Origin of the sequence: Brachybacterium alimentarium, assembly GCF_002332425.1 — a bacterium.
GTDB lineage: Bacteria > Actinomycetota > Actinomycetes > Actinomycetales > Dermabacteraceae > Brachybacterium > Brachybacterium alimentarium.
Genome location: NZ_NRGS01000014.1, coordinates 115,061 through 140,792, shown reverse-complemented (window position 1 = coordinate 140,792; position 25,732 = coordinate 115,061). Strand labels below are relative to the sequence as shown.

General features: G+C 71.0%; 20 protein-coding genes and 1 tRNA gene. 11 read left to right on the top strand and 10 right to left on the bottom strand.

Going from position 1 to position 25,732, the window contains the following annotated elements; translation table 11 throughout:
* Positions 1-13 precede the first annotated feature (13 nt).
* Together CIK71_RS09810 and CIK71_RS09805 are read right to left on the bottom strand one after the other, a co-directional pair.
* Positions 14-1,273, bottom strand: coding sequence for a CDP-glycerol glycerophosphotransferase family protein (locus CIK71_RS09810; protein WP_096165322.1), 1,260 nt, complete (start codon positions 1,271-1,273; stop codon positions 14-16).
* Positions 1,273-3,042 carry a glycosyltransferase gene (locus CIK71_RS09805; protein ID WP_176485601.1) on the bottom strand — a complete coding sequence of 590 codons (1,770 nt, stop codon included), beginning with the start codon at positions 3,040-3,042 and terminating at the stop codon, positions 1,273-1,275. The genes CIK71_RS09810 and CIK71_RS09805 overlap by 1 nt, the downstream gene beginning before the upstream one ends.
* Before the next feature lie 212 nt (positions 3,043-3,254).
* Here CIK71_RS09805 and CIK71_RS09800 point away from each other — a divergent pair, with 212 nt between their 5' ends.
* The 3 genes from CIK71_RS09800 to CIK71_RS09790 are packed head-to-tail and all read left to right on the top strand — an operon-like array spanning position 3,255 to position 10,182.
* A complete protein-coding gene (locus CIK71_RS09800) occupies positions 3,255-4,808 on the top strand; it encodes a stealth family protein (RefSeq protein WP_096165320.1) in 1,554 nt (517 codons plus the stop codon).
* A gap of 32 nt (positions 4,809-4,840) precedes the next feature.
* On the top strand, positions 4,841-8,191 hold the full coding sequence (locus tag CIK71_RS09795) for an ATP-binding protein (protein ID WP_096165420.1): 3,351 nt from the start codon (positions 4,841-4,843) through the stop codon (positions 8,189-8,191).
* 26 nt (positions 8,192-8,217) lie between these two features.
* Entirely contained in the window at positions 8,218-10,182 is a 1,965-nt protein-coding gene (locus tag CIK71_RS09790) for an Ig-like domain-containing protein (RefSeq protein ID WP_245857449.1), read from the top strand.
* 157 nt (positions 10,183-10,339) lie between these two features.
* Here the strand turns inward: CIK71_RS09790 and CIK71_RS09785 are convergent, their stop codons facing one another.
* The 6 genes from CIK71_RS09785 to CIK71_RS09760 form a co-directional block, all read right to left on the bottom strand.
* Entirely contained in the window at positions 10,340-10,960 is a 621-nt protein-coding gene (locus tag CIK71_RS09785; RefSeq protein WP_096165318.1) for a LytR C-terminal domain-containing protein, read from the bottom strand.
* Positions 10,961-10,962: 2 nt separating this feature from the next.
* On the bottom strand, positions 10,963-12,372 hold the full coding sequence (locus CIK71_RS09780; RefSeq protein WP_096165316.1) for a beta-N-acetylhexosaminidase: 1,410 nt from the start codon (positions 12,370-12,372) through the stop codon (positions 10,963-10,965).
* Positions 12,373-12,606: 234 nt separating this feature from the next.
* Complete coding sequence (locus CIK71_RS09775; RefSeq protein ID WP_096165314.1) at positions 12,607-13,677, bottom strand: C40 family peptidase; 1,071 nt, start codon at positions 13,675-13,677, stop codon at positions 12,607-12,609.
* 546 nt (positions 13,678-14,223) lie between these two features.
* Positions 14,224-14,297 (bottom strand) — tRNA-Pro (locus CIK71_RS09770).
* A gap of 57 nt (positions 14,298-14,354) precedes the next feature.
* Positions 14,355-15,293, bottom strand: coding sequence for a metallophosphoesterase (locus tag CIK71_RS09765; RefSeq protein ID WP_096165312.1), 939 nt, complete (start codon positions 15,291-15,293; stop codon positions 14,355-14,357).
* 1 nt (position 15,294) lies between these two features.
* The gene (locus CIK71_RS09760) at positions 15,295-17,694 is read right to left on the bottom strand and encodes a transglycosylase domain-containing protein (RefSeq protein ID WP_158542066.1); all 2,400 of its coding nucleotides are present in this window, start codon (positions 17,692-17,694) and stop codon (positions 15,295-15,297) included.
* A 210-nt stretch (positions 17,695-17,904) separates the two neighbouring features.
* On the opposite strand from CIK71_RS09760, the gene CIK71_RS09755 reads away from it, so the two are divergent.
* The 4 genes from CIK71_RS09755 to CIK71_RS09740 are packed head-to-tail and all read left to right on the top strand — an operon-like array spanning position 17,905 to position 19,848.
* Positions 17,905-18,207, top strand: coding sequence for a WhiB family transcriptional regulator (locus tag CIK71_RS09755; protein ID WP_096165309.1), 303 nt, complete (start codon positions 17,905-17,907; stop codon positions 18,205-18,207).
* A 52-nt stretch (positions 18,208-18,259) separates the two neighbouring features.
* A complete protein-coding gene (locus CIK71_RS09750; RefSeq protein WP_096165307.1) occupies positions 18,260-18,430 on the top strand; it encodes a Sp36 family protein in 171 nt (56 codons plus the stop codon).
* A 4-nt stretch (positions 18,431-18,434) separates the two neighbouring features.
* Complete coding sequence (locus tag CIK71_RS09745; protein ID WP_096165306.1) at positions 18,435-19,016, top strand: RidA family protein; 582 nt, start codon at positions 18,435-18,437, stop codon at positions 19,014-19,016.
* 10 nt (positions 19,017-19,026) lie between these two features.
* Entirely contained in the window at positions 19,027-19,848 is an 822-nt protein-coding gene (locus CIK71_RS09740) for an MBL fold metallo-hydrolase (RefSeq protein ID WP_096165304.1), read from the top strand.
* A gap of 247 nt (positions 19,849-20,095) precedes the next feature.
* Here the strand turns inward: CIK71_RS09740 and CIK71_RS09735 are convergent, their stop codons facing one another.
* A complete protein-coding gene (locus CIK71_RS09735; protein WP_076808401.1) occupies positions 20,096-20,773 on the bottom strand; it encodes a Crp/Fnr family transcriptional regulator in 678 nt (225 codons plus the stop codon).
* A gap of 156 nt (positions 20,774-20,929) precedes the next feature.
* On the opposite strand from CIK71_RS09735, the gene CIK71_RS09730 reads away from it, so the two are divergent.
* The 4 genes from CIK71_RS09730 to CIK71_RS18030 all read left to right on the top strand — a co-directional run bounded on the left by CIK71_RS09730 (position 20,930) and on the right by CIK71_RS18030 (position 24,453).
* Positions 20,930-21,622 carry an endonuclease III domain-containing protein gene (locus CIK71_RS09730; RefSeq protein WP_096165302.1) on the top strand — a complete coding sequence of 231 codons (693 nt, stop codon included), beginning with the start codon at positions 20,930-20,932 and terminating at the stop codon, positions 21,620-21,622.
* Between the two features lie 45 nt (positions 21,623-21,667).
* A complete protein-coding gene (locus CIK71_RS09725; RefSeq protein ID WP_241964208.1) occupies positions 21,668-22,408 on the top strand; it encodes an NUDIX hydrolase in 741 nt (246 codons plus the stop codon).
* Positions 22,409-22,628: 220 nt separating this feature from the next.
* On the top strand, positions 22,629-23,015 hold the full coding sequence (locus CIK71_RS09720) for a cold-shock protein (RefSeq protein ID WP_096165300.1): 387 nt from the start codon (positions 22,629-22,631) through the stop codon (positions 23,013-23,015).
* 4 nt (positions 23,016-23,019) lie between these two features.
* Positions 23,020-24,453, top strand: coding sequence for a DUF3027 domain-containing protein (locus CIK71_RS18030; protein WP_245857447.1), 1,434 nt, complete (start codon positions 23,020-23,022; stop codon positions 24,451-24,453).
* Between the two features lie 69 nt (positions 24,454-24,522).
* On the opposite strand, the gene CIK71_RS09710 is transcribed toward CIK71_RS18030, so the two are convergent.
* Positions 24,523-25,686, bottom strand: coding sequence for a DNA polymerase III subunit delta' (locus tag CIK71_RS09710; RefSeq protein ID WP_176485608.1), 1,164 nt, complete (start codon positions 25,684-25,686; stop codon positions 24,523-24,525).
* Positions 25,687-25,732 lie beyond the last annotated feature (46 nt).

Sequence of the window (25,732 nt, the reverse complement as noted above, 5' to 3'; positions counted from 1 at the left end):
TCGGTGCGGAGGCTCAGTCCACGCGGGGCAGGTGGCCCATGCCGTCGGACCCCTCGATCCGCGACCACAGCGCGTCGCGCTGGGCGCTGAGATCGCGGCAGGCGGCCAGGAACCGCTCGAGCGAGGCACCGGGCGTGGTGTCGCCCAGGTAGTACTCGGTGAGCAGCCGACGCTCCTCGCGGTGAGGATCCACCTCGAGCTGCTCGGCCACCAGCTCCGCAGTCGTCTCGGCGTTCGCCGCGTCCAGGCGCGGCAGCACCTCGAGCATCCGCGTGGCCGCATCCTGCGCCTCGAGCCCCGCCGAGCGCGTCACGATCGCCGGCTTGCCGGTGGCCAACCAGTCGTTCGCGACAGCGGAGACATCGCAGATCAGCAGATCGGACTCGACGAAGTCCAGCTGCAGGGGCCGGTTGTCGGAGATCGTGTGCCAGCCGCCTTCTAGCAGATCCCGCACGGCGCGATCCGCTTCCCCGAACTCCGGCACGCGCACGCCCGTGAGCGGATGGGGGCGATAGATCACCCGATATCCGGCCGCGAGCAGCGAGCGCAGCATCGGATCGGCGTGGGTGCGCAGCGAGCTGTAGGCGACGCTCGCCTGCCCGCCCTCCCAGGTCGGCGCGTACAGCACCACGGGCTGGTCACCGCGCTGTGAGGAGGAGCTGACCTGCGCCCGGTCGGTGTCCAGCGCGGGCCGTCCCACCGCGATGCAGCGCGACGCGGCATCGAACAGCGAGGTGTAACGGGCGAAGCGATCGATCGCCGCCTGCCCGGCCACGAAGGAGTAGTCGTAGGCCTTGACCTGATTGGAGACGGAGACGCCCTTGTCGGAATCGCCGTGCAGCAGCGAGACGTGCAGGGCCGAGCGCGCCCGCAGCGGTGCCATGTTGAGCGGGTTGTAGTTCACGTACAGGATCAGTTTCGTGCCGCTGTTGCTGATGAGCGCATCGAGCGTCGCATCCTGCGCGACCGTCACCACCGGCACGTCGATCTCCCCGCGGATCGTCGCGGCGACGCGGGAGTCCATGCAGATGATGGTGAGGCCCTGGGCGCGGTGCAGCTCGCGCAGCGGCCCGTACCAGCCGCGCAGCTGATAGAGGCTGTCCGCGGTGTCCGGGAAGTACAGGATCACGTCGCCCGAGAGCGTGGTCCCGCGCAGCGACTCGTCGTCCCCGAGGCCGTCCGGCATGCCGCCGGGAAGCATCCCGAAACGGCGCAGGAACTTGCCGCCGGCGCTGCGGATCCGACGGTTCAGCGTGTTCTCCCGCGGCTGCATCACCGGCCCCCTTCCGCTTCGGGCGGCGAACCGGCGCGGTCGAACAGCGCGGACCAGGCCTGCTCCGTCGTGGCGCGCGGCAGGTCGCGCTCGTAGCGGCGGTGCAGCGAGGACCAGCGCAGCGCCATGCGCAGATGACGGCGCAGCGTGCCCAGGAGCAGGCTGCGCGCGGTGGACCCCTGCACGAGATGCGCTGTGCCGTCCGGGACGCCCGCGCCGGTGACCACGAACGCATCGGCGCCCATGGTGGTGTGCCAGTGCAGCTCCTCGGCGGTGACCTCGACGACCACGCGTGGGGCGCGGTCCGGGGTCACCAGGCGGAGCGCGGCGCGCAGCACAGCGGGCACGAAGGGCAGCGGGGCGCGGCGCGCGGGCGGCAGCTCGGAGGCGGCGACGGGATGGTCCTCGTGCCAGCGGGTGACGATCTCCTGGCCCTCGGCCCGGGCCCGCTCGAGGTCATGACCCAGCCAGGCCGACGGGCCTGCGAGGAAGCCCTCGATGCCGTCGTCCCACAGGGCAGCGGTGAGGTGATGGCCGGAGAGGATGTGCTTGCACTGGTGCACCAGCGAGGAGAGGATCACGCCCCGGCGCGGGCTGTAGGCGGCCGCGGTGGCCAGGCGATTGCGGTGCAGGACGCGCGAGGTCCACGACATCTGGGTGCGATAGGCGTCCCACGGCGGATGGTGCACGCTGGTGCCCGGCAGCACCACATGACGGTAGCCGCGCCGGGTGGCACGCAGCCCGTACTCGGCGTCGTCCCACTTCAGGAAGAACGGGGCGGGCAGGCCCAGTTCTGCGACGGTGCCGGGCGGGAACAGGGTCGCCCACCAACCGGTGTAGTTCGCCTCCCCACGGGGACGCAGGAAGTCCCAGTCCTCCGGGGACGTGCCGGTGAGGTCGACCGGGGCGCGCACACCGTCGGCGGCATGCCATTGGAAGTCGTTCGCGCGCACCGCCTCGGACAGGGCGATCAGGCGCAGCGGCTCCTGCGCGGAGAACAGCGGAGTGCCGAGGATCGTGGGCTGCGCGGCGAGGGCCTGATACGTGGCCATGCGCAGCAGCGACTCCTCGCTGATCACGGCGTCGTCGTCGGACAGCAGCACGGAGTCCTCCGGGAACTCCTGGGAGCAGAGCATCCCGCGGGCGTAGCCGCCGGACCCTCCGAGATTGGGCTGGGAGATCAGGCGCACACCGGGGGCGGACTCCTGGAGTGCGAGGAAACCGGGATGCTCGGCGAGGGAACCGCCCTGATCCACCACGATCACCTGGTGCACGCACTCCATCCGCGCGAAGCGTCCCGCCTGCGCGACCGCGTCCTCCTCGCGGCGGAAGGTGGGCATCACGACCGTGACGGGCGCGAGCTCGACGGACCGTTCGACCGTCCAGGCCACGGTGCGCACGTCGCCGTCGATCCACAGCCAGTCGTGCTCTTCACGGGCGAGGCAGATCTCGTGGGAGCCGGCGGTGAGCGGGCGGAGCGCTTCGCGTCGACCATCACGGGATCCCATGAGCACGAGCGCCGCACCATCAGCACTGCCCGTGCTGCCCGTGCTGTCCGTGCTGCCAGCGCTGCCCTCACCGTCAGTGGCGTCAGTGGCGTCAGTGCTGCCCGTGCTGCCGGAGCCGGAGTTCACGTGGACGGTCACCGTGCCCGCACCGAGCACCGTGCGCCAGGCCGCGACCGGGAACGCCTGCTCCCAGAGCGACGCGCGCTCACCGGCGGAGAAGGTCGCCAGGGTGAGCGTGGGGGCATGGGGGCCGGAGCTCATGCGATGACGGCCCTCCCTCGAGTGCTGGAACGGGGCTCGCGCGCGATCCCGAGGAGGATGCAGCGAGCCGGATGCTGGTGCCGCGCACAGGAGATCGCCAGGAGCGAGACCGTCCGGAGCGTGCGGAACTCGGACTATAGCAACGTGAACTGGCCCGGAACACGAGGCACCCTGTGGCGGGCCCGCCTCCCGCGGACCGTAGACTGCGCTGTGTGAGCACGACCCGGCGTATCGCAGCGAAACTGCACAGGGGAGATGCGGCCCGTCGGCTGAGCCTGTCGGGTCGCGCCCTCCTGCCTGCGGCGGACCCCGGAAACGTCTGGACCGGACTGCGACCGCGACTCCAGCAGGCCCGCTCCCTCGAGGCCCCCGATCTGCATGCCGAACGTGAGCAGAGCCTCGAGACGGTGCTCCAGGCGCTCGCCCCGTACCAGCCGATCCTCACCGCGCCCGTCGAACGTCGGCCGTGGCGGCTGGCCGTGCGCGCCGACGAGATCACGGCGGTGCGTCGCCGGCTCGGCGGCCTCCCCGCCCACTGGGAGATCCGCGAGGAGCCCCGCGACCAGCAGATCATCGCCCGCCCGCACCTGGCCGTCGCAGACCGACCCTTCGAGCCCATTGCGGGCCTCGACGTGATGATCGACGTGCTGGAGCGCGAGCAGGGCCGTTACGTCGGCCGTTCCCAGGGCGCGCTGCGCCACGTGCCCGCCGAGGACTGGGCGGCGCTGTCCGAGCAGAGCCTGAGGGGCGACGCCCGTCGGCCCTGCGCCCCGGAGCCGGCCGTGCCGATCGACCTGGTCTACACCTGGGTGGACGGATCCGATCCGGCCTGGCGGGAGCGCCGTGACGCGGCACTGCACGCGCGCGGCGAGGGCCTGCCTGCGCGCCATGACTCCGCCGTCGATGCGAGTCGCTTCCTGAACTCCGACGAGCTGCGGTTCTCGCTGCGGTCGGTGCACCGCTACGTGAACTGGGTGCGACGCATCTACATCGTCACGGACCAGCAGGTGCCGTCGTGGCTGATGCGGGAGGACCCCCGGATCCGGATCGTGGACCACCGCGACCTGCTGGGCGGCAGCCGCTTCAACTCCCATGCGATCGAATCCGCGCTGCACCGCATCCCGGGCCTCGCCGAGCACTACCTCTATCTCAACGACGACGTGCTGTTCGGGCGCATCGCCTACCCGAGCGACTTCTTCGCCGCCGAGGGCATCGCGAAGTTCTTCCCCTCGGACCTGCCGATCGACCCCGGCCCCGTGACCGGCGGGGACCTGCCGATCATGGCGGCGGCCAAGAACGGTCGCGACCTGCTGGCCTCCCGCTTCGGCCTCGCCGTGCGCACGAAGATCCGTCACACCGTGCATCCGCAGCTGCGCACCATCGGCGAGCAGATCGATCGGGAGAACCCCGAGGCGGTGGCCCGCACCCGCAGCGCCCTGTTCCGCTCGCCGACCGACCTCTCCCTCGCCTCGTCGCTGCACCACTGGTACGCCTATGCCCAGGGCCGGGCCGTCCCCGCCCAGCCCAACTACCTGTACGTCGATCTCGCGGCACCCGGACTGGGGCAGCGGCTCGACGCCCTGGACTCGCTGCGCCGCTACGACACCTTCTGCCTGAACCAGGAGGAAGGCGCGGCGACGGACGACGTCCGGCGCGAGCTGAGCGCGTTCCTGAACAGCTACCTGCCGTATCCCGCGCCGTGGGAGCGCTCGGCGCCGGCGTCGGCACCACGCAGGCCCGTGGAACTCGGTACCCTGCAGGAGTGAATTCCGCAGCCGAGACCCTCGATCTCCCGGGCATGCCCGAGACCGACGCGCCCACCGACCAGGTGGGCACCGACCCCGAGCATCCGCATCCGGGTCAGTGGCGCCTGGTCGCTGTGCAGATCTCGAACTGGGGGACCTTCCACGGCACCCATGACCTGACGATCTCGCCCAAGGGCTTCTTCCTCACCGGCGGGCCCGGCACCGGGAAGTCCACGCTGCTGGACGCCATCAGCGCACTGTTGACGCCGCCGCGCACGCTGCAGTTCAATGCCGCCGCCTCCGATGCGGGCCCGGCCCGCTCGAAGTACCGCCGCACCGTGGCCAGCTACGTGCGCGGGGCCTGGGCGATGCACTACGACCAGGCCACCGGCGAGTTCAGCCAGGAGGTGCTGCGCGACAAGACCACGCTGTCGGTGCTCACGCTGCGCTACGGCGACGGGATGGGCGGCACCGTCCAGCTCTCCCGCCTGCTCCTGCTCCATGCGGGCCACAGCGCCGACTCCGACGTGAAGAGCCTGTACGTCATCGCCCGCAAGCCCCTGGACGTCACCGACCTGCGCCAGTTCGTCTCCAGCCAGATCGAGGGCAAGGCGCTCGAGGCCGCCCACCCCGGCACCGAGACCTTCCGCCAGTTCCGCGAGTACCGCGCCGCCTTCAGCCAGCTGCTGGGCATCCCCGACGAGAAGGCCCTGGGGCTGCTGCACAAGATCCAGTCCGCCAAGGAGCTCGGCGACGTCAACGCCCTCCTGCGCGACTACATGCTCGATGCGCCGCGCACCTTCGAGCTCGCCGACCAGGCGCTCGCGAACTTCCAGAACCTCTCCGAGGTGTACGAGGCGCTGGTCACCGCCCGTGAGCAGCGGGACCTGCTGCGCGGCCTGCGGGGCAACCATGAGGACTGGACCGCGATGCGCGAGCGCGGCGGAGAGCTCGTGGACCGTCGGGCGGACATCGACGTGTACGCCGCCCAGCACCTGGTGCGCCTGCTGGGGGAGGAGACCGGCCGCCTCCAGCTCGAGCGCGACCGCCTCGGTGCCCAGCAGCGCCGCCTCACGCAGGACGTCAACGAGGCGCGCGCGGATCTGGGCCAGCTCAAGGAGCAGCGCAAGCGCGCCGGCGGCGGCGAGATCGACGACTGGAAGCAGCAGATCGCCGGCCTCGAGGTGGAGCGGGACCGCCGCCGCGAGCGCGGCACCGAGTTCGCCTCCCAGCTGGCCACCGTCGAACTGCGCACCCCGGCCGGTGAGGACATGTTCCTCGCCCTCCAGCGCGAGGTCGAGGAGCTCCGCGAGACGCTCGAGACCGAGGAGAAGGGCGCCGATTCGGCCCGCTGGGAGGCCGAGGCGACCGTCCGCGAGCTCACCGCGACCCTGGCCCGCACCCGCGAGGAGCTGAAGTCCCTCACCACGCGCGCCTCGAACCTGCACTCCGAGGACATCGCCCTGCGCGATCACATCGCCTCCGAGGTGGGCATCGCCCCCACCGAGCTGCCCTTCGCCGCCGAGCTGCTGCAGGTGCGCGAGGGCCAGGAGGAATGGACCGCGGCCGCTGAGCAGGCGCTGCGGGGCCTGGCCCGCTCGATCCTCGTGCCCGATCGGGTCTACCGCGAGGTGGCCGCGGTGATCGACCGCACCAAGCTGCGTCGGCGCATCTCCTACAACCGCGTCAACACCGATCTGCGCCGCCCCGCGAAGAACATCGACGACCGCTCGCTGGCCGCGAAGCTCGACGTCAAGGACGGCGAGTTCCACGTGTGGCTGAGCCACGAGATCGCCTCGCGCATGGACTACACCTGCGCGGACACCCTCGAGGAGTTCACGCGCCTGAACCGGGCCGTGCTGCGCTCGGGCCAGATCAAGCACTCCGCCACCCGGCACGAGAAGAACGCCGACCGCCAGATCAACGACCGTTCCCAGTGGGTGCTGGGCTTCGACAACCGCGCCAAGCGGTCCGTGTTCGAGGCCGAGCGCACCCGCGCCGAGCAGGAGCTGTTCGAGGCGCAGGCCCGCCGCAAGGACGTCGAGTCCGAGCGCGAGCAGCGCCGCGAGCGCCTCTACGCGCTGCAGTCGATCAGCCAGGTCACCTGGGACGACATCGATGCCGCGTCGGTCGCCCGACGCGTCGCCAACCTGCGGGACATGGTGCGCGCCGCGGAGGACGGCTCCGCCGCGCTCAGCGAGCTGGCCCGCCAGATCGACGACGTCGAGAGCTCCATCGCCGCCTCCGAGGAGGAGCTGCTGGAGGTGGTGCGCTCCGCCGGCAAGCTCGGGGAGCAGACCGAGCGCGCCGAGGAGCGGCTGGTCGAGGCGAAGGAGCGCGTGGCCGAATCGTCCCTGGCCCCCGAGGTCGAGGCCGAGCTCGCCGAACGCTTCACCGCGATCGCCCCCAGCCTCGTGATCGGCAACATCGACCAGGTCACCAAGGACGCCTCGGCGACCCTGGACGCCGAGCTGATGGCGCTGACCCGCCGCACCTCCCGCGCCGAGGAGGACATGCGCACCGCGATGCGCGAGTTCTCCCGCCGCTGGCCCGCCCAGGCGGGGGACACCGCAGCGACGCTCGAAGCGGCCGACGACTACCTCGCGATCCTGCAGCGGATCGAGGAGGAGAAGCTGCCCGAGGTCGAGGACCGCTTCTTCGAGTTCTTCACCGGCAACACCCTGGGCGACGTGCAGGCGCTCGCCACCGCGATCGCCCGCGAGCCCGCCGAGATCCGCAAGCGGCTGCAGCGCATCAACGCGCTGCTGACCCAGGTCGAGTTCCACTCCGGCCGGTTCCTGCAGCTGTCGATGCGCCCGGTGCACCTCACCGCACTGGATGAGTTCAAGCGGGCGCTGGAGGATGCGGTCGCGGACACCGCGCTGAACGACATCAGCCGCGACCGGGACCTCGCCGAGGAGCGCTTCCTCTCGCTGCGCCACCTGATGGACATGATCGGCGCCGCCCGCACCCGGGACGACCAGATCTCCCGCGTGATCCTCGATGTGCGCCGGCACGTGCACTTCCATGCGGAGGAGGTCGACACCGAGGGCACCGTGGTCCATGCCCACGAATCCGGCGGTCCGCTCTCGGGCGGCCAGAACGAGCGCCTGGCCACGTTCTGCCTCGCTGCAGCGCTGCGCTACCAGCTGGCCGGCACCGGCCACGAGGTGCCGCGCTACGCCCCGATCATCATCGACGAGGCCTTCTCCAAGGGCGCCGGCAAGTTCATCACCGCAGCGATGGAGTCCTTCCGCCACTTCGGCTTCCAGGTGATCCTGGCCAACCCGGGCAAGAACCCGCAGGCGCTGGCCCCGTTCATCGGCGGCGTCGGCGTGGTCTCGATCCGGCAGGACCGGTACTCCTCCGTCGCCCCGGTGGAATTCGTCCCGGTCGAGGAGTGACCCCGCCCCCTTGCTACGCTGATCCGGTGCCCGAGACGATGCCGCGTCCCCTGTGGCGCGCGCGCCTGCGCAGGGCCGTCGCGCGCGGTGCCGCACTGTGCGCCGCCACCGCCTTCGCCGCCTCGCTGACGCTCCCGGCCGCCGCGCTCGGGGAGGACGGCCCGTTCGACTTCCCCGCCGAGACCACCACGGTGACGATGATCCCCGGAGCCGTGACGCGGGTGCCGCTGACCGCGCTGCTGGAGGACGACCTCGAGGCGGAGGTCGACCTCGAATCCGCCCAGCTCGCCGTGCCGGAGGACCTCGACGAGGCCGAGCGTCAGCTGATGGAGGTCTCCGACGACTCCCGCAGCATCGGCGTGGCGGGGGAGGGGACCTGGACCCTGATCAGCGACGCCCTCGTCTTCACCCCGCTGCCCGGTGCAGAGGGACCGGCCACCCCGATCGCGCTCACCGTCGAGGGCGATTCCGGCACCCGCTCGCAGCCGGCGACCTTCACCCCGGAGGTCGTCGAGCTCGAGGAGATCTCGCTGCGCGGATCGGCCGGAGACGTCGAGAAGATCCCGCTGGACGACTCCCTTCCCACCGACGGCTCCGTGCGGCTCGAGCTCGCCGGGCTCCCCGCCGGCTCCACCGTGACCGAGGACGGCAGCCGGGCGACGGTCCCGGAGCAGGGCGTCTGGCAGCTCTCGGCCGACGGCACCACCCTCACCCACACCCCCGCCGGCACCGCGCTGGGGCGGCAGCTGGACCCGGTGCGCCTGGTCGCGGAGGATGCCGAGGGCGGGGTGGTCAGCGCCGCCGAGGTGGTGCTGACCGTCCCGATCATCTCCGACCTCGACCGCTCCGCGCCGTTCGGCGAGGACATCGTCTTCGCCGTGGGCGAGGGGCAGCAGCACGTGGACCCCGCCACCCTGCGCCTGACCCCACCGGCGGGGGACACCGGCGTGACGACGTCCGACGACGGCACCCAGGTGGTGGTCCCGCAGCAGGGGACCTGGAGCCTGGACCGCGAGAGCGCCAGCGTGCGGTTCAGCCCCGAGAGCGAGGACGTGCATGTGACCGCGCCGATGGGCATCGTGGGCGGCGACGGCAAGGGCGCTGAGTCGGCGACTGCTCTGCTGAGCACCGCCTACCCGATCCTCGCGGACCGGAGTGCGGCGTCGGCCCCCGGGACCGCACTGCAGTTCGATCTGACGCTCGGCAACCGCGACGTGCGCTCGGACTCCCTGCGCTTCGACCAGGACGCGCTCCCCGAGGGGGCCGAGCTCTCCCACGACGCCACCCAGGTGCGCGTGGACGGCGAGGGCACCTGGAGCATCGACATCGAGGACCGCACGGTGACGATGACCCCCGAGGAGGAGTTCACCGGCACCGCCTCACCGGTGGGAGTCACCGCCCGGGGCGTCTTCGCCGACAACCCCGTCTCGGCGACCTTCGAGGCCGTCTTCTCACCGGTGATCGCCACGATGCGCGACGACGAGCAGCGCACCGCCCCGCAGACCTCGCTCACGATCGACGTGCTGGCCAACGACACCGCGGGCAGCGGCTCCCGCCCCCTCACCCCGAGCACGCTCGAGATCGGCTCGCTCGAGGCCACCAACCTCACCGAGCTGGAGGACGGGCGCGGCAAGCGCCTCGTGGTGCCCGAGGAGGGCACCTACACGGTCAGCGCGAACGGTTCGGTGACCTTCACCCCGGAGGACGGCTTCGTGGGCCGCACCACTCCGATCACCTACGACGTGCTGGACAGTGCCGGCACCCCCACCTCCGCCAAGCTCGCCGTCGAGGTGGATCCGAGCCTCACCGGCGCTGCGGAGACGGGCAACCAGTCCGCCGGCATCAACACCCTGCTGACGGGCCTGATGCCGTCGGCGCCGGCGACGTTCCTGGTCTTCGGGACCATCGTGCTGCTGCTGCTCTTCGGCGGCGGCCTCGCCCTGTGGATCGGCGTGCAGATGGAAGCCGACAAGCGCGACTGGGAGAACTGAGCGGGAGGCCTCGTGCGGCCCCGCCCGCAGGCTTGCGCTTCGATCACTCCGAGGGCCCCGTCCGCAGGCTCGCGCCCCGATCACTCCGTGGGGCCCCATGCGCCGGCTCGTGCGCCGTTCACTCCGTGCGGCCCGCGCCTGCAGGCCCGCGCCCCGATCACTCGGTGGGGCAGCCCTCGGGCATCTCGACGGCGTCCTCGAGCGCGGCGGCCGCGTCGTCCTCCGGCGCGAGCTCGGAGAAGCCGTTGCCGAGCAGGAGATCCACCTCGGCGCCCTCGCGGTCGTCCAGCCGCAGCGCGGCGTCGGGCACCTGTGTGCGCACGGACTGCGCGGCGAGATACCCGTCGGGCCCGTACACGATGGTGACCGCGGAATCAGCCTTCTTCGTATTGCCCGCGTCGCCCATCGTGAAACCTCTCGAGCCGAGCTGCTCGGTGACCTCCCCGGCGAGGCCCCCGCGGCTGGTGCCGTTGAGCACGGTGACGGTGACGTCCCCGGGCGGCAGCGGGACGGCGCCGGGATCCGGGCAGGTGACCTCGGCTTCCTCCTCGCCGAACGACTTCTGGGCGATCACGCCCTGCTCGGCGCTGGGCCTGCGGAACTCGCCCACCGCGTAGACGCCCACCCCGATCAGCACGATCACGAGCAGCGAGAAGATCGCCAGCTGCACCGCGCGCAGCCGACGGGTGCGCCGCACCCGCAGCTCGCGGCGGCGCACATCGTCGGACGATCGCCCGTAGGGATGGGCGTCGCGATGGGACGAGGGCGGGACCGTCATGGTCAGTCCAGCGGGCGGTACCGGATGCCGAAGGCATCCAGGCGCGGCAGATGGGCCCGCAGCCGCTCCTCGAACTCCTCCCAGCTCTGCTCGGGCGAGCCCCAGGCGCGCTCTGCCAGGGCGCACATGCGCGGGAACGCCATGTACTGCAGCTGAGCCGCATCGGGCAGGTATTCGGACCACAGCTGGCCCTGCAGGCCGATCAGCAGCCGCTCCTGCTCCTCGCCGAGCTTCTTGGGGGTGAAGTCCGCCGTGTAGACGTCCTTGACGGTGGTCAGGCCGCCGATCGCGAGCGGCTCGCCCTTCGGATCGGCCTGGTAGAAGTCGAAGTAGGTGTGCTCGCTGCTGGCGATGATGGTCTGGAAGCCGCGCTCCGTGGAGGTCTTCAGACCGTCGGCGCCGCGCCAGTTCATGACCACGGTGTCATCGGGCAGATGGCTCTCGAGCACCTCGTCCCAGGCGACGATCCGCTTGCCGGACTCGGCCAGCACGTCGGCCGCGAACTGGGTGAAGCGGCCCTGGATCTCGGAGACCCGGGTCAGCCCCCACTCGTTCATGCGGGCGCGCGCCGCGGAGGAGCGCTCCCATTCCACGCGCGGGCACTCGTCCCCGCCGATGTGGACGTACGGCGCGGGGAAGATGTCGGCGATCTGGGTGAGCACGTCGCGGAGGAAGTCGAAGGCCGCGTCGTCCACGCCGAGCACGTGATCCGAGATGCCCCAGACCTCGCGCACCCCGACCTGCTGCTCGGGGAAGTTCCCGAGATTGGGGTAGGCGGCGATCGCGGCCTGCATGTGGCCGGGCAGATCCACCTCGGGCACGATCATGATGCCGCGACGGCGCGCGTACTCCACGAGCCCGCGCAGCTCCTCCTGGGTGTAGAAGCCGCCGTGCGGGGTGCCGTCGAACTCCCAGGCGTCCTCGTCGCCGCTCATGTGGCCCACGAGGGTCTGATCGCGCCAGGCGCCCACCTCGGTGAGCTTCGGGTAGCCCTTGATCTCCACGCGCCAGCCCTGATCATCGGTGAGGTGCAGGTGGAGGATGTTCAGGCGGTGCAGCGCCATCGCGTCGATCAAGGTCTCGATCTCGGCCACGGCGAGGAAGTGGCGGGAGACGTCCACGTGCATGCCGCGCCAGGCGTTCTTCGGGAAGTCGCTGATGGTCACGCAGGGGATCGAGTCCCCGGCGCCGGTGACGATCTGCGCGAAGGTGTTGCGGCCGTCCGCGAGGGCGGCTTCGCTGCCGGCAGTGAGGTTCGCGCCTTCGGGAGAGATCGACAGGGCGTACTCGGTGCGGCCCAGATCCTCGGTGAGACCGACGGAGAGCTCGTCCCACGGTGCGGTGGTCTGCCATGTCCCCTCGGACCAGATCACGGACTGCGGGTACGGGACGAGCGCGATCGGATCGGGCATCAGCTTCTCCTAGGACCTGGACGTCGATGTGCAGATCCCAGTTTGCCACGCGGCGTGCGTCGCCGAGACCCGGTCGCGCGGGCTGGCGGGCTCGTAGTGGCCCGGACGCACGGGAGCCCGGTCGGCAGTGCCGACCGGGCTCCCTCACTCCGCCCTGCTCCTTCCCGTTGACGCTGATGCGTCGAGCAGGCCGTCGTGGCTGGTGGGCGTCTTCCTCAGACGCTGATCAGCAGATCAGCGGTAGGTGACGAAGACGTGCGGCGAGTTCCAGATGGAACGCTCGACGACCTGCTGGCGCGAACCGGAGGCATCGATGATCCGGCCGTTGCCGACGTAGATCCCGATGTGCCCGTAGTTGTTCGCGGTGAACGCCACGAGATCGCCGGGCTGCGCCTGCGACTGGGAGATGATCTTCCCGCCGAAGGTGTATCCCTTGGCCGTCTTGCGCGGCAGGTTCATGCCCGCCTGGCCGTACGCGTAGTGCACGAGGCCGGAGCAGTCGAACCCGGTGGAGGGCGAGCTGCCGCCCCACGTGTACCGGACGCCTGTCTGGCTGCGTGCCGCGTTGATGATCGCCTGGCCGTTCACGGAGGTCCCGGAGGACGCTCCGCCGGAGCTGCCACCGATGGTGGCGTTTCCGTACAGCGCGTTCCAGGTCTTCGGGCCGACGACACCATCCACGCCGATGCCCGCAGCGCGCTGGAGCGCACGGACGGCGGAGTTGGTGGCGGGGCCGAAGGAGCCGTCGACCGCGATGGAGGCACCGCGGGCGTTGAGCTGGGACTGCAGGGTGCGCACGGCCGTGCCGCGCGATCCCTGCCGCAGCTTGGGCTGCGAGGACGACGAGCCGCCCGAGGACGAGCTGCCGCTGAGGGCGTTCCAGGTCTTCGGACCGACGACGCCGTCCACGCCGATGCGCGCTGACGACTGCCGGTTCTTGACCGCTCGCAGGGTGGCGGAGCCGAAGACCCCGTCGACCTTGAGCGAGGCGCCGTGGGCGTTCAGCCGACCCTGGAGGTAGGACACGGCACTGCCGCGTGCTCCGAGGCGCAGCTTCACGCTGGTGTACTGGGAGGAGGCTGCCGGGGCGACGGCCGGGGCGGCGCCGCGCACGGTGCCGACGGCGGAGGCCGACGGACCCTTCGCGGTGGCGGTGGCTGTGCCCGTGAGAGCGGCGGTGGCCGAGACGGCGCCGATGACGGCGACGCCCCCCACGCCTCGACCGACCGGAGCGGCGAGGCCCCGGTAGTCGATCACGGCACGGCCGGCTGCCCGGTGTGTGCCTCGGGGAGTGGTGCGGAACATCAGCGGTATTCACTTTCTCCGTCGCCTCGCAGAAGACCGGACGCGTCGCGCGCGAAGGGTCTGCGCCCGTCACCCAGGGAAGCGGAGGAAGGGTCCATGCCGGTGACGGGGAGGCGGCGACATGGACGGCACCCCAGGTCAAGGCGGCACCATTGGCCACTGTATGTCCAGGTGGAATCCAGCCCACAGGGGGGTTTACCCAGGGAGACCGACACCTTTGCCAAGAATTTACCTAAAATCGCTGATTTTCACCGTGTTGCCCGTGAAATCGGACAATTCATATGGTAGTTACACGATTGTTATTCACGACGGTGTGAACGGTGTGCGGCGGGGCAGAGGGGCGCGAGGCGAGGCGCGGCCCGTGAGTGACGGCGGCGAGGCTCGGGAGCGACGCTTGAGATCGACGCCTGGGAACGACGTTTGAGAGTGACGCTAGAGAGCGACGCCCGGGAACGACGTTTGAGAGTGACGCTTGAGAACGACGCCCGGGAACGACTCAGGGCCACGATCGCGTCTCTCGACGTTCTCGCGGCCCTGAGCAACCGGTCGGGGTGACAGGATTTGAACCTGCGACCTCCTCGTCCCGAACGAGGCGCGCTACCAAGCTGCGCCACACCCCGGTGGTGCGCCACCGAAGCGGTGCACCGGAGAGCAACTTTAGCAGGCGTCGGAGGGGGTCAGCGCCCCGTATCGGGCCGCGAGGCACGCAACGTGAGCAAGGTCGCCTCCGGAGGGGTGAGGAAGCGGTAGTTCGAGTAGGGGCTCGCGCCCATCCCCGCACTCACATGCAGCGGCACTCCCTGCCAGCTGGACAGTCCTCGCGCCTGCTGGCGCGGCAGATCGCAGTTGGTCACGAGGGCCCCGACGCCGGGCAGCCGCAGCTGGCCGCCATGGGTGTGACCGGCCAGGATGAGATCAGCGCCGTCGGCCGCGAAGGCATCCAGCACCCGGCGGTACGGGGCGTGCGCGACCCCCAGGCGGAGCACATTGCCGTGATCGGGGGCAGAGGGTTCAGGGGCCGGCCGGGCGGGCATCTCGTCGCGCTCGAGGTGGGGGTCGTCGACGCCGGCCAGGCGCACTTCGAGGCCGCCCAGCTCGATGCACGCCCGGGTGTTGGTGAGGTCCTTCCAGCCATGTGCCGAGAGCCGTCGGGCCAGCTCCTGCGTGGGCAGGTCCGGGTCGCGGGGCTCGGTCATCCCCTCGGGGCGCGGATCCGGCAGCAGGTACCGTGCCGGGTTCTTCGGCCCCGGGGCGAACATGTCGTTGGATCCCATCACGTACGCCCCGGGTCTCTGCAGGAGCGGGTCGAGGGCGTCGGCGAGCACCGGCACGGACGCCGCCGAGGCGATGTTGTCGCCGGTGTCGATCACCAGGTGCGGCCGCAGCGAGGCGAGGTGCCGCAGGAACGCGAGCTTGCGGTGCTGATCGGGCATCAGGTGGATGTCGCTGATGTGCAGCAGGCGGATCGTGCGTGCCCCCGGCGGCAGGATGCGCAGTTCGTGCTCGCGCAGCGTGTACCGGTGGATCTCGACCTGGTGGGACCAGACGTGCGCTGCCGCAGCGGCGCCGAGGCCGGCCAGGCCCACGGCTCCCGCGGCGGCGGCCAATGGCCGCATCTCAGCCCTTCCCGGTGGACTGGCGGATGACGACCGTCTGGCCCTCGGGCAGATCCGCCCCGGGCTCGGGATCCGTGCCGATCGCGTAGCCCTCGCCGACCGAGTCGGAGCTCTCCTCGCGCACCTCGGTCTTGTACCCGGCGGCCTCGACCGATGCCGTGGCCTCGGACATGACCTTGCCGTTCACGTCGGGGACCTTGCCCTTCTCCACTGCGTCGTTCGCCTCCGTCTTGGTCTCCGGCGGAGCGTCCGGGAAGGACTCGCTGGGCAGATCCTTGTGCACCTCGGTCATGTACTCCTGCCACGTGGGCAGGGAGATCGTGTTGCCCCAGACGTGGCCGGTGCGGAGCATCGTCCCGTCGACGTCGAAGCCGCCCGGGCGCTTGTCGCCCTGGGGGTGGCCGAACCACACGGCGGTGGACACCTGCCGGGTGAAGCCGACATACCAGGTGTGGTACTGCTTGTTCGAAGTGCCGGTCTTGCCGCCTGCAGGGTGGCCGGGGATGATCTTCCCCTTGCCGGTGGCCTTCGGGTCCTCGAGGTCCTGCTCGAGCGTCCAGGCCATCGTGTCGGCGACCTTCTTCTCGACGGCCTGATGGCAGTCGGCGCCCGAGATCCCCATCGCGTCGCCGTTGCGGTCGGTGACCTCGGTGATCGCCTGCGGCTTGCAGTACGTGCCGCCGGCGGCCCAGGTCGCGTACGCGCCGGCCATGTCGAGCGCGGAGACCTGCAGCTGCCCCAGCACCACGGCCGACGGGGCCAGCGTGGTGCCGTACATGTCGGCGATGTCCATGTCGTAGGTGGCCGGGTCGAAGGGGTTGTACTTGCCGGGCACCACGCCGATGTCGCGGGCGCCGTCGGCGATGTCGCACAGGTCGATCTGGCGCGCCATGTTCGCGTAGGCGGTGTTGATGGAGAACTTGGTGCCGTTCAGGACGGACTCCATCGGAGCGATGTCCACGGAGACGGCGTTGTCCGGGTTGTACCCGGGGCTCTCCCGCCAGGCGCCACGAGACAGGCAGCGCGCGGGGAAGTTCGACATCGCCTCGCGCTTGGTGCTGACGCGGTCATCGATGCTGTGGCCGCTCTTGAGCCATTCCTGGAGCACGAAGGGCTTGAACGTCGAGCCGACGGGGAAGCCGTTGGATCCGCCGAGGGCCTGCGGCACGTTGTAGTTGATCGCGGTCTCGCCCGCGCCGACCTCCTCATAGGGGTTGAACACGCGGTTCTCGGCCATCGTGAGGATGTTGCCGGTGCCCGGCTCGACGCTCACGATCGAGTGGCCGAAGCCGTTCGAGGAGTCGCCGGGGACCTTGCGCTGCAGAATGTCGGTCGCCGTCTTCTGCATCTCCGGGTCCAGGGTGGTCTTGATCGTGAGACCGCCGCCGTACAGGAGCTTGCGCCGCTCCTCGTAGGAGGGGGCGAACTCGGGGTCGTTCAGCAGCGACCGGGTGACGTAGTCGCAGAAGAAGCCGCTGTCGCCCGCGTCGGCGCAGCCGGCCCGCGTGTTCGTGATCGAGAGCATGTCCTCGACGGGCTGGTCGGTGTACTCGTCGTACTCCTCCTGCGAGATGTGGCCCTCGCGCTTCATGTCGGCGAGCACCTCGTTGCGGCGCTTCTGACCGGCTTCGGGGTGGGAGACGGGGTCGTACTGGTTGGGCCCGTTGGTGACGCCCGCCAGGAGCGCCGCCTCGCCGGGGTTGAGGTCCTTCGCGCTCTTCGAGAAGTAGTGGCGCGCTCCGGTCTCGACGCCGTACTGCGAGGGCCCGAACTGCGCGACGTTGAGGTACGCGTTGAGGATCTCGTCCTTGCTCCACTGCTTCTCGAGCGAGATCGCCAGCTTCGCCTCGCGCGCCTTGCGGCTGTACGTCTGCGCGGTGGCCTCGTCGATCGCTTCCTTGTCGCCACGCTGCACGGCGTCCATCAGCAGGGCGTTCTTCACGTACTGCTGCGTGAGGGTGGAGCCGCCCTGGGTGGCGCTGCCGCCCGCGTTGGAGGCGAAGGCACGGATCATGCCCTTGGCGTCGACGCCGCCGTGCTCGTAGAAGCGGCGGTCCTCGACCGAGATCACGGCCTGCTGCATGTACGGGGAGATCTCTTCCAGCGGCACCATGATGCGGTTCTCGGTGTAGAACGTCGCCAGCAGCGAGCCATCGGCCGCCTCGATGCGGCTGGCCTCGTTGAGGGGCTCGACCTCGAGCTCCGTCGGATAGGACTCGAACAGGGCGACGCCGTCCTCGGCGACCTTCGAGGAGGCGGAGACCGCCGGCAGGAAGAACGCGGCCAGGAGCACCCCGGCCAGGACGGAGACAGCGAGCATTCCCAGCAGCAGGTACAGGGTCTGCGCCAGGGCGACGGGGAGGGAGCGTCCGGAAGCGGAGCTGGACGGAGTGCGGGCCATGCTCCAACAGTACGGGGGCGACGGACGGCGAGCCATGAACCGAGGCCCGCGTCGAGGAATCTTCACGATTCCGCCCCAGCGGTGGGGCGCGAAGGCCCTTATCACGTCACGGGCAGGTCACGGAGTGGAGTCGGATTTTGCGCTGTGGCATGCGTCTCCTTACAGTGGTCGAAGAAATCGGGTCAACGAAGATTCGGAAAGAGGATGCACATGACCATCGGGGCGATTCCGACCACCGAGGATTCGAGCTGGGCGACACGAGGCGCATGCGTGGGCATGGACCCGGACGGGTTCTTCGTCCAGGGGGCTGAGCAGCACACCGTGAAGGTGGCCTGCGGTGCGTGCCCGGTGAGGACCGAGTGCCTCGCCGACGCGCTGGACAACAAGGTCGACTTCGGGGTGTGGGGCGGCATGACAGAGCGGGAACGTCGGCGCCTGCTGCGGCGCAACCCCGACGTGAGCGACTGGTCCGCGGTGCTGCGCCGCGCCTCGCAGGAGGCCGTGGGCAGCTGAGCCGGACGGTCGGCCAGCCCCGGTGGCGGGTCCGGCCGGTAGGCTTCGGGGCATGAGCACTATCACCCGCTGGGAGTACCTGACCGTTCCGCTGCTGATCCACGCGACCAAGCAGATCCTCGACAACTACGGCGAGGAGGGCTGGGAGCTGGTTCAGGTCGTCCCCGGACCGAATCCGGAGAACCTGGTCGCCTACCTCAAGCGGCCCCTGACCGAGGGCTGAGCTCGTGACCACGTCGCCTTCCGAGACTCCCGGCTCCGCTGAGCGCGCCGGGGCCGCAGCCCCTGCGGGCACCGGATCCCGCATCCGGGCACGTCTGGATGAGCTGGGCCTGACCCTGCCCGTCGTCGCCGCACCGGTCGCCGCCTATGTCCCGGCCGTCGCGGTCGGCTCGGCCGTCCACACCTCCGGCCAGCTGCCCTTCGTCGAGGGGTCCCTGCCCGCGACGGGCAAGGTGGGCGCCGAGGTCACTCCGGAGAGGGCTGCCGAGCTCGCTGCGATCTGCTGCCTCAACGCCCTCGCCGCCATCGAGGCCCTGGTCGGCGATCTCGACCAGGTGGTGCGCGTCGTCAAGGTCACCGGCTACGTCGCCTCCGACCCGCAGTTCACGGCGCAGCCCGCCGTGATCAACGGGGCCAGCGAACTGCTGGGCTCGATCTTCGGCGATGTCGGCCAGCACGCCCGCAGCGCCGTCGGCGTCGCCGTGCTCCCGCTGGATTCCCCGGTCGAGCTGGACCTGCACGTGGAGCTCGCATCGGCCGCCCAGGCCGCTGCGGCGACCGCACCGGCCGCCGCGCCGACAGCCTGAACGAGACACCATGACCGAGGACGATGCCCTGCGGGACCCGGAGGCGGGCGCGGTCGAGCTGCTCACCGTCCCCGCGAACAACCCCGGGCCCATGACCCTCACCGGGACCGTCAGCTACGTGCTGCGCGACGAGGACCAGATCTGGGTGATCGACCCCGGCCCCAGGGACCCCGAGCATCTCGCCGAGCTGCTCGTGACCTGTGGAGAGGGAGTGCGCCCGATGGGCGTGCTGGTCACCCATCGGCACCTCGACCACACCGCCGGCGCGGCGACCCTGGCTCGCCAGCTCGCCGCCCGCAGCGGCCTCGAGGTGCCGCTCTGGGCCGCCGACCAGGCCGCCGTGCCGGGGTCGCGCCCGCTCCCGTCGACGCTCGAGGGGGACCACGGCGTGGTGGGCCACGTCATCCACCTGCCGGGCCACACCTCCGACTCCGTCGGGGTGCTCGTGGACGGCGGGCGCCTGCTCAGCGGGGACACGCTCCTGGGCGGCTCCTCGACCGTCATCGTGCCCGACGACGGCGGCGACCTCGCCGAGCACCTGCAGTCCCTCGCGATCCTGCGGGCGATGGCCGAGGACGGCCGGATCGGGTCGATCCATCCTGGCCACGGACCGGCCTACGAGGATCCGCTCTCCGCGCTCGAAGCGCTCGAGGGCGCTCTCGCGCATCGCCACGAGAGGATCGAGCAGGTGCGTCGTGCCCGCACCGCCGGCGTGCTCACCCTTGAGCGGCTGGTGCGCTCGGTGTACGGCGCCGACCTCTCCGAGGAGCTCGAGCAGGCCGCCCGCTGGAACCTGCGCGCCACGCTCGACTACCTCGCCCAGGAGCACTGAGCCGGGCTCCCTCGCTCGGCGCACGCCCTCTCCCTCCGCGCACGCCCCCCTTGCTCCGTGCACACCCTCTCGCCCCGCGCACGCTCTCTCTCCGCGCACGCCCCGTGTGCGGGCCCCGTGCGGCCACTGCGCGAGGGGTCGGCTCCCGGCCGTGACGGACCAGCATGACGAAAACCCCCGACCTGGCACCTGAGGTGCAGGCCGGGGGCTTTCGCGAAGCGTGTCGGGGTGACCCCGCACGAACCTGTCAGCGGGCGCGGCGGCGCAGACGCTCGACGTCCGAGATGAGGACGGCGCGTGCCTCGAGCCGGATCCACCCGCGGGAGGCGAAGTCCGCCAGCGCCTTGTTCACGGTCTCGCGGGAGGCGCCGACCAGCTGGGCGAGCTCCTCCTGGGTGAGGCCGTGGGCGACCATCACACCGTCATCGGTCTGGCGACCGAAGCGCTGCGCGAGATCGAGGACGTTCTTGGCCACGCGGCCGGGAACGTCGGCGAAGACGAGATCGGCGAGCGACTCGTTGGTCTTGCGCAGGCGACGCGCGAGCGAGGCGAGCAGGTGACGGCCGACCTCGGGACGCTGCGCGAGGACCCGGTACAGGTCCTGCTGGGACAGCGAATAGAGCGTCGACTCGGCGACCACGGTCGCCGTCGCGTTGCGCGGCGCCGGATCGAACAGGGACAGCTCGCCGAGCGTCTCGCCCGGGCCGAGCACGGCCAGCAGGTTCTCGCGGCCGTCGCCCGAGGCGTGACCGACCTTGACCTTGCCCGAGCCGATGATGAAGAGACGATCGCCCGGATCGCCCTCGCGGAAGATGATCGCGCTGCGGTGATAGTCCTCCTGCTTCATCGACGCCAGCACGGCCTGCTTGCCGTCCTCGTCGAGCGCAGCGAACAGCGGCGATGACCGTACGATGTTCTCGTCCACGGAACCTCCTGATGGTGGGGCCCCGAGTGCCGGGACCAAGCTGTGCGTGTCTGTGACGGATGCCACCAACATCGGTGGTGGCTGTCACATGATGAGGAAACACTATCGCGCCCCGGCCATTGTTATGTGTCACACGCAGGATGAGGAGTGTTTCTGATGATGTCCGTGAGCCCTCGCCGTGCTGCCGCGAACGACTCCGCAGGCCCTGCGGATGCCGCCGTCGTGGCGTCCCGGCTGCGCGATCTCCACATCGATGCCCGCACCGAGCTCGACCACTCCGATGCCTTCGAACTGCTGGTCGCGACGGTTCTCTCTGCGCAGACCACCGACGTCCGGGTCAACCAGGTGACCCCTGCACTGTTCGCCTCCTGGCCGGACCCCGCCGCCCTCGCCGGAGCCGACGAGGGCACTGTGACGGAGATCGTACGTCCGTTGGGCATGGGAGCCACCCGGGCGCGTCGGATCATCGGACTGGCCCGCGGACTCGTCACCGACCACGGCGGCGAGGTGCCCGATGACCAGAAAGCCCTCGAGAAGCTCCCCGGCGTGGGCCGGAAGACCGCCCACGTGGTGCGCGGTGCGTGGTTCGGGCATTCGCTCCTGGCCGTCGACACCCATGTGGGCCGGCTCGCCCGCCGACTGGGATGGACCGAGCGGACCGATCCCCGCGGGGTGGAGGACGACGTGGTCGCCCGGGTCGAGGCCGACGGCAGCGGGAGCGCCGATGAGGACCTCACGATCCTGGGATTGCGCCTGATCCTGCACGGACGGCGCGTCTGCACGGCGAGGTCGCCGCACTGCGGGGACTGCGTGCTGGTCGACGTCTGCCCCAGCGCCGGGATCGCGTGAGGACGGTCCGCGCGCCGGCGGCGCGGGTGGGGTAAGCATGAGGGCATGAGGGATGGACGTGACGACGAGACCGAGGGAGGCGGCATGCGCGACGAGGCATCCCTGGCCACGCCCGATCCGCGGCCTGCGCTGCCCGGTTTCCTGACGCGGCTCGCCGATCGCGCCCGGCACGGCGATGTGCTGGTGCACCGCAACGCCGATCCGCGGACCCCGCCGACCCCTGAGCGAGTGCGGCGCAGCGCAGTGCTCATCCTGATCACCGGGACCGGGCTCGACGATGCGCAGGTGGTGCTCGAGGAGCGGGGCCACGCGCTGCGCTCCCAGCCCGGCCAGTTCTCCCTGCCTGGCGGCGGCTCGGACCCGGGGGACCGGGACGACGTGCACACCGCGCTGCGCGAGGCGCAGGAGGAGACCGGCCTGGACCCTCGAGGCGTGCAGGTGCTCGGAGCCTTCGAGCCGATCCCCATGCCCTGGCGGGCGCAGCAGGTGACCCCGGTGCTCGGCTGGTCGCCGACGACGCCTCCGCTCGGCGTGCAGGACCCGATCGAGGTCGAGCGCGTGGTGTGGGCGGCGCTTACCGGGGGCGGCTCGCTCGCCGATCCGACGCATCGGCGGCGCGGACTGCTGGGCGGTCAGGCCGTCGGCCCCGTGTTCGAACTCCCCGAGGACGCCTTCGTCTGGGGTTTTACCGCGATGATCCTCGAACAGGTGCTGGTCGGGGTCGGGTTGGACCCCGTTCCGCCGGACTCCCCGGCCCTCGAGATCCCGGCTTCGCGCCGACGCTGATCGCGGGCAGTGGACACAGGCGGCCGGGCAGACGGTGGCCACGGTCACGGCCGCGAAATCGGCTCGCCACGAGCGCAGGCCAGCGCGCTAGACTGGACCGTTGCCGGAGTGTCTCCGGCGCCCCGGAGCTGCAGGAAGCGCATGGCCCCGCCATGGGTCCGTGAGAGTCCGGGGCCCCGACTCATGGGACCACCATCAGCAGAGAAGGAATGGGATCCACGTGCCACGCGGCAAGGTGAAGTTCTACGACGCCGAGAAGGGCTTCGGCTTCATCCTCGACGACGAGGATGGTCAGAGTGTGTACGTGCACGCCTCCAACCTGCCCGAGGGCGTCACCGCGCTCCGGCCCGGCGCCCGGGTCGACTTCGACATGGTCGATGGCCGTCGGGGTCCCCAGGTGCTCGCACTGCAGCTGATGGAGCCCGCTCCGTCGATCAGCCGCGCGCGTCGTCCCAAGCCCGACGAGATGGCGGGCATGGTCGAGGACCTGATCCGTCTGCTGGACGACGCCTCCAACGGCCTGCGCCAGGGCCGCTATCCCGATCGCGGGCACGCGCAGAAGATCTCCACCGTGCTCCGTGCCGTCGCCGACAATTTCGAGGCCTGAACAGATGACTCAGCCGACCACCGCCACCCGTCGCCCCCGCGCCGCCCGGCCCCGCCTGGACGCGATCGCCGCCGATGCCGTCGAGCTCGCCCGCGAGGCGCTGCTCGAGGTCACCGAACCCGGCCAGGTCGGCGAGCACCTGCGCGCCGAGGCCACCGGTGATCGGCTCGTCACCCATGTCTTCGACTGCACCATGCCCGGGTATCGCGGCTGGTCCTGGGTGGTGGTGGTCTCCCGCGCCTCCCGCGCGAAGGCCGCCACGGTCGCCGAGACCGCGCTGCTCCCGGGCGACGACGCGATCCTCGCCCCTGAGTGGGAGCCGTGGTCCGAGCGCCTCAAGCCCGAGGACGTCGGCGCCGATGACCTGCTGCCCTTCCGGGAGCAGGACGAGCGCCTCGAGGAGGGCTACGAGGCCACCGGCGACGAGGACGCCGACCGCGTCGCGCAGTGGGAGCTCGGCCTCGGCCGCGCCCGCGTGCTGTCCCCGCAGGGCCGCGCAGAGGCCGCGGAGCGGTGGATCGACGGCGAGTTCGGCCCCCGCCAGACCTCCGGTCGCGGCCGCCGCGGCACGGTCTCGGCGACCTGCATGAGCTGCGGCTTCCTCTCTCAGCTGTCGGGCTCGCTGCGTGGCGAGTTCGGCGTGTGCACCAACGAGTGGTCCCCGGCCGACGGTCGCGTGGTCCATCTCGGCTTCGGCTGCGGTGCGCACTCCGAGACCGGCCAGGAGGAGAGCGATCGCGAGATCCCGCGCTCCGGCGGCGTCGTGATCGACGAACTCGAGGTCGACTTCCAGAAGCGCTCCGAGGGCGAGAGCTCTGCGGACAGGGCGAACGATCCGGCTGCGCAGTCCCCGGAGACGTCCGAGAAGCCGGCAGAGGCAGCGGCCTCCGAGGCCGTCGGGACCACGGACGTCGCCAAGGCTGCCGAGTCTGACAAGGCCGCTGGGCCCGGCCAGGCTGCCGAGTCTGACAAGGCCGCTGAGCCCGGCCAGGCTGCCGAGTCCAGCACGGCTGGTGAGCCCGGCAAGACTGCCGAGCCCGACAACGCGGCAGAGTCCGCCGGTTCCGCCGAGGCGGCCGGGTCCGAGGACACCGCTCCCGCCATCGAACCCGTGGACGTGGTGGACGTCGTCAAGCCGGCCGACGCCGAGGAGTCGACGGACGACACGGTGACTGCTTCCGCCGAGGCCCCCGATGCCACCGAGCCCACGGGTGCCGCTGAGCCTGCAGATGCTGCTGAGCCGGCGGACGCCGCTGAGCTGGCGATTGCGGCTGAGCCCGCGGACCTCGAGGAGCTCGCCGTGGCGGTCGACGTCGTCGAGCCGGCCGCGGATGAGGTGCCCGAGGCCGATTCCGAGGACGACGACGCCCTGGCCGCGCCGGAAGCCCCGGCTGCCGATGATCGTCAGGACCAGCCGAACACTCTCTTCGACTCCTGAGCCGACTGCCCGTCGGCAGGTGGGCAGCCCTCCTCGTCGGAGGGCTGCCACCGCCCCGGCGGGGAAACCCTAAGAGACCGCGATGCGGGCCAGCAGCGCCTCGATCGCCAGCAGCGGCGGGACATTGCCGCTGATCCGCTGACGCGCCACCTGGATGGCCTCGAGGAGCTCCAGCGTGGCCTTCCCGGTGCCGCCGGATGCGGCCTGGTCGATCTCCGCGGCCACCTCGACGTTCACGAGCTCGCTGTCCGTGCCGAGCTGACGGCTCAGCACGTCGCGGAGCACCGAGTGGGCATCGAGCAGGTAGCGATCCAGCACGTCGCGCACCAGACGCGTCTGCCGACGCTTCGCATCCTCCTCCAGCTGGCGCACCTGGGAGCGGAGCGACGGCGGCACCTTCCCGTCGTCGATCCCGGCCGAACGCAGGAAGTGCTCCTTCTCCTCCGTGGCGACGGCGTCGGCGTGCGCCTTCGCCTCCGCCGTGGCTCGATCCACCAGGCCCTGGGCCGCGAGCACCGCATCGCCCGTGGTGCGCAGGTCCAGCAGGGTGCGCGCCGAGTCCTCTCGGGCTGCGAGTGCGCCCTCCTGCGTGGCGTAGCGCAGGGCAAGGCCGATGTGGCCCTGAGCTGCCCGCGCCGCGCGCACTGCGAGGTTCCCGTCGATCCCGTCGCGGCGCCGCAGCAGCTCGGCGACCACGTCCGAGGATGGCACCGAGAGCGACACCAGGCGGCAGCGTGACTTGATGGTGGGGGCGAGGTCCTCAGCGGACGGAGCGCACAGCATCCACACGGTGGAGGGCGGGGGCTCCTCGATGGACTTCAGCAGCACGTTGAACGACCCGGCGCTCATGCGGTCCGCGTCCTCGACGATGAGCACCCGGTGGCGCCCGGTGGCCGGGGCTCGCTGCGCGGTCATCACCAGGCCGCGCACCTCCTCCTTCGCGATCGACACCTTGTCGGTCGCGACCACGGTGACATCGGGGTGGGTGTTCGCGAGGACCGTGCGGCAGGGATGGCAGTGCCCGCAGCCGGTGCCCGTCTCGCACTGGAGGGTCGCGGCGAAGGCGCGGGCCGCCGTCGAGCGTCCCGATCCGGGCGGTCCGGTGATCAGCCAGGCCTGCGCGAGAGAACCCTCGGGGGAGGCGGCACGGCGGAACTGGCGCACGGCGGCGTCCTGGCCGACCACGTCGGCCCACACCCCGTGGGCGGGGCTCGCGGGATCCGCGGTGCTCATGGGGTTCCCGATGTCGGCCGCGGTCGGTGCGCTCGAGGAGGTGGCG

Bases quoted from the DNA above. Each gene is read 5' to 3' on its own strand.
- CIK71_RS09730 (WP_096165302.1), top strand. From the start codon at position 20,930: ATGATGTCCGTGAGCCCTCGCCGTGCTGCCGCGAACGACTCCGCAGGC.
- CIK71_RS09780 (WP_096165316.1), bottom strand. From the start codon at position 12,372: ATGCCCGATCCGATCGCGCTCGTCCCGTACCCGCAGTCCGTGATCTGG.
- CIK71_RS09765 (WP_096165312.1), bottom strand. From the start codon at position 15,293: ATGCGGCCATTGGCCGCCGCCGCGGGAGCCGTGGGCCTGGCCGGCCTC.
- CIK71_RS09760 (WP_158542066.1), bottom strand. From the start codon at position 17,694: ATGGCCCGCACTCCGTCCAGCTCCGCTTCCGGACGCTCCCTCCCCGTC.
- CIK71_RS09740 (WP_096165304.1), top strand. From the start codon at position 19,027: ATGACCGAGGACGATGCCCTGCGGGACCCGGAGGCGGGCGCGGTCGAG.
- CIK71_RS09710 (WP_176485608.1), bottom strand. From the start codon at position 25,686: ATGAGCACCGCGGATCCCGCGAGCCCCGCCCACGGGGTGTGGGCCGAC.
- CIK71_RS18030 (WP_245857447.1), top strand. From the start codon at position 23,020: ATGACTCAGCCGACCACCGCCACCCGTCGCCCCCGCGCCGCCCGGCCC.
- CIK71_RS09810 (WP_096165322.1), bottom strand. From the start codon at position 1,273: ATGCAGCCGCGGGAGAACACGCTGAACCGTCGGATCCGCAGCGCCGGC.
- CIK71_RS09795 (WP_096165420.1), top strand. From the start codon at position 4,841: ATGCCCGAGACCGACGCGCCCACCGACCAGGTGGGCACCGACCCCGAG.
- CIK71_RS09785 (WP_096165318.1), bottom strand. From the start codon at position 10,960: ATGACGGTCCCGCCCTCGTCCCATCGCGACGCCCATCCCTACGGGCGA.
- CIK71_RS09775 (WP_096165314.1), bottom strand. From the start codon at position 13,677: ATGTTCCGCACCACTCCCCGAGGCACACACCGGGCAGCCGGCCGTGCC.
- CIK71_RS09805 (WP_176485601.1), bottom strand. From the start codon at position 3,042: ATGAGCTCCGGCCCCCATGCCCCCACGCTCACCCTGGCGACCTTCTCC.
- CIK71_RS09750 (WP_096165307.1), top strand. From the start codon at position 18,260: ATGAGCACTATCACCCGCTGGGAGTACCTGACCGTTCCGCTGCTGATC.
- CIK71_RS09755 (WP_096165309.1), top strand. From the start codon at position 17,905: ATGACCATCGGGGCGATTCCGACCACCGAGGATTCGAGCTGGGCGACA.
- CIK71_RS09725 (WP_241964208.1), top strand. From the start codon at position 21,668: ATGAGGGATGGACGTGACGACGAGACCGAGGGAGGCGGCATGCGCGAC.